Below are 3,278 nucleotides of genomic sequence, written 5' to 3' on the forward strand. Positions count from 1 at the left end.
CGAGCTCGAGGACGCGGTCGACGTCGAGGACGACCATGAGCTGTCCGTCGAGGCGGTGGACGCCGCCGGCGAGCTTGGCCATGCGGGGGTCGAGGTTGACGGGGTTTTCTTCCTTACCGTCCTCGGGCAGGCGCAGCACCTCGCCGATCTGGTCGATCAGGAGGCCATAGGATTCGCCGCGCAGGTCGACGCCGACCGCCATCGCGGTCTTGCCGTCCTCGTCCTTGGGCAGGCCGAGGCGCGAGCGCATGTCGACCACGGTGACGATGCGGCCGCGCAGGTTCAAAACGCCTGCGATCTCACGCGAGGCCAGCGGCACGCGGGTGACGCGCTCGGGCATGAACACGTCCTGGACGCGGGAGATCGGCAGGCCGAACAGCTGGCCACCGATCATCGCGGTGACGTACTCGACCATGGCGCCTTCGCTGGACTGGGTCTTCTTGCTCATTTCAGGGTCTCCTGGTCCATGCCGCTCAAGGTTTAAGCCGCGGCCGCCCGGCTCAGCTCGGAGGCGCCGGCGGCACCCGCGGTCTGCTCCTTCAGCGCCGCGATCAGGCCGGGACGGTCGAACTTGGCGACGTAATCGTGGAAGCCGGCCTGACGGCCGCGTTCGATCGCCGCCGGCGACACCAGCGCCGAGAGGCCGATGATCGGCGTCGCAGCGAGGTTGTTGTCGGAGCGGACGACTTCCGCGAACTCGAACCCGTTCATGTCGGGCATCTCGATGTCGGTCAGGATCACGTCGAAGCTTTGGGCGCGCAGTGCCGCGAGGCCCTCCTGCGCGGTCGGCGCGGTGCGGACGCGGTAGCCGGCGGCCTTCAGCACCGGCGCCAGCATGTTGCGGAAGAAGGCCGAGTCGTCGACCAGCAGCACCGACTGCGAATGCAGCGACGGCTTCATCTCCTTGCGGGTGAACCAGTCGGCGAACGCCATCGGCAGGAAGTGGCCGACGTCGATCACCTCGGTGGCCTGGCCCTTGATCACGGCCGAGCCGAGAACGCCGGAGGAGGAGCCGCCGACCTCGATGTTGAGGCGTTCCTCGACGATGTCGATGATCTCGTCGACGACGAGGCCCATGGAGCGGCCGTCGTCGGCGAACACCAGGATCGGCTGGGCGCCCTGGGAAGCAATGGTGACGCCTTCCATGGCCACCAGCGGCATCAGCTGCTCGCGGTACTGCACCATGTAGCGGCCGTTCGAGAACTCGATCTTGTCGGCGGGCAGCTCTTCCAGGCGCGTGACGAGGCCGAGCGGAACCGCCTTGGGCTGCGACGAGCCGGCGCGGAACACCAAGAGCGAGGTGGTCTGCTCGCCACTTCCGATGTGATGGCCGGCCGCTTCGTCACCCATGCCATGGGCCGAGGAGCCGGCGGCGCCGAGCGCCTTGGCGATGCCGTTGGGATCGATGATCATGATGACCGCGCCATCACCCAGAATGGTGTTGCCGGAGAACATGTCGATGTGACGCAGTTTTGTCGACATCGGCTTGACCACGATTTCTTCGGTGTGGAACACGCCATCGACGACGATGCCAAAGGTCTGGCTGCCGACTTGCGTCACCACGATGAAGCCGTTCTCGGGATCGGAGGCCGCGCCGTCGTCGATCTTCAGGAGCTTCTTCAGATGGATCAGCGGCAGCAGCTTGTTGCGCAACCTGAGCACCGCGGTGTCCTTGATGCGCTCGATGCGGTGCTCGGAGTTGGCGCGGGCACGGACCAATTCCACCACCGAGAGCTGCGGGATCGCAAAGCGGTCGCCGGCGGCTTCGACGATCAGCGCCGAGACGATGGCGAGCGTCAGCGGGATCTTGATGGTGACGGAGCTTCCTTCGCCGGCCACGCTCTTGATGTCGATGGTGCCGCCGATCTGGTCGATATTGGTGCGGACCACGTCCATGCCGACGCCGCGGCCCGAGACCGAGGTGATGGCAGCGGCAGTGGAGAAGCCCGGCGCGAAGATGAACTTGTGGATCTGGGCTTCGCTCATCTTCTCGAGCTCGGCCTCGGTGACGAGACCGGACGAGAGCGCCTTGGCCTTGATCTTCTCGGTGTTGAGGCCGCGGCCGTTGTCGGCGATGCAGATGATGATGTGGCCGCCCTCGTGATAGGCGGACAGGCGAATGGTGCCCTGCTCGCCCTTGCCGCTGGCGAGGCGCTCGGCGGGGGTCTCGAGGCCATGATCGGCGGAGTTGCGCACCATGTGGGTGAGCGGGTCCTTGATCAGATCGAGCACCTGGCGGTCGAGCTCGGTGTCGGCGCCGTGCATCTCGAGCTCGATCTGCTTGCCGAGTTCGGATGAGAGGTCGCGGACGATGCGGGGCAGCTTCTGCCAGGCATTGCCGATCGGCTGCATGCGCGTCTTCATGACGCCTTCCTGCAGCTCGGCGGTGACGTTGGAGAGGCGCTGCAGCGGCACCTTGAACTCGGTGTCCTCGTTGCGGCGGGAGATCTCCAAGAGCTGGTTGCGGGTCAGGACCAGCTCGGAGACCATGGTCATCAGGTGCTCCAGCGTATCCACGTTGACGCGGATCGACTGGTTGGCGATGCGGTCGCCCTCGCCCGCCATCTCGTCGGCCATCGACTTCTTCGGCGCGGCCTTTTCCTTGGCGGGCTTTGCGGCTTCAGCAGCCGGCTCGGCCTTAACCTCAGCCTTGGCCACGGGCGCGGGCACCGGCGCTTCGATCGCGGTCTCGCGGAAGGCGCGCTCGAGCTCGTCGAGCGAGACCTCGCCCGGACGCAGCGGGCGCTCCAGGGTCTGATCGACCAGCGTGCCCATGGTCATCTCCTTGGCGGGGGCGGCTGCAGCGGCGGGCGCTTCCGGCACCAGCGGCGGCGCATCGGCAACGGGAGCAGCAGTGCCGGCTGTCGGCATCGGCTCCGCCGAGCCTGACATGGCCGCCATGCCCTGCTCGACCATTGCTTCCAGCTTGTCGATGAGATCGCGGTCGTTCCCCTCAGGCTCGGCCTCGGTCGCCTCCAAGCCAGCCAAAATCTCCTTGATGCGGTCGATCGAGGACAGGATCACCGTCACCGCCTCGGCGGTCACAGGCATGCCGTCACGGAATTTGCCCATCAGGGTCTCGCCGGCATGCGCCAGCGCTTCCAGCCGTGGCAGGCCGAGGAAGCCGCAGGTGCCCTTGATGGTGTGGACCAGGCGGAAGATGTTATCCAGGATCTTGGCGTTGTTCGGCTCCTGCTCGAACTTCACCAGCTGATTGTCCACGGTGTCCAGGCTCTCGCTGGTCTCCGTCAGAAACTCCCGCAACAGATCATCCATGA

The 3,278-nt window shown here is 66.2% G+C and carries 2 protein-coding genes; both read right to left on the bottom strand.

Annotation, left to right across the window (positions count from 1 at the left end):
* The coding region (locus I6F16_RS37315) for a chemotaxis protein CheW (protein WP_109146024.1) at positions 1–448 on the bottom strand (448 nt) is incomplete at its 3' end.
* A gap of 32 nt (positions 449–480) precedes the next feature.
* The gene (locus I6F16_RS37320) at positions 481–3,276 is read right to left on the bottom strand and encodes a hybrid sensor histidine kinase/response regulator (protein ID WP_225174750.1); all 2,796 of its coding nucleotides are present in this window, start codon (positions 3,274–3,276) and stop codon (positions 481–483) included.
* Between the last annotated feature and the right edge of the window lie 2 nt (positions 3,277–3,278).

The sequence above is a fragment of the Bradyrhizobium sp. IC4060 genome, from assembly GCF_020193715.1.
GTDB classification, from domain to species: domain Bacteria; phylum Pseudomonadota; class Alphaproteobacteria; order Rhizobiales; family Xanthobacteraceae; genus Bradyrhizobium; species Bradyrhizobium yuanmingense.

Excerpts from the sequence above, each read along its gene's own strand:
- I6F16_RS37320 (WP_225174750.1), bottom strand. The coding sequence starts at position 3,276 with ATGGATGATCTGTTGCGGGAGTTTCTGACGGAGACCAGCGAGAGCCTG.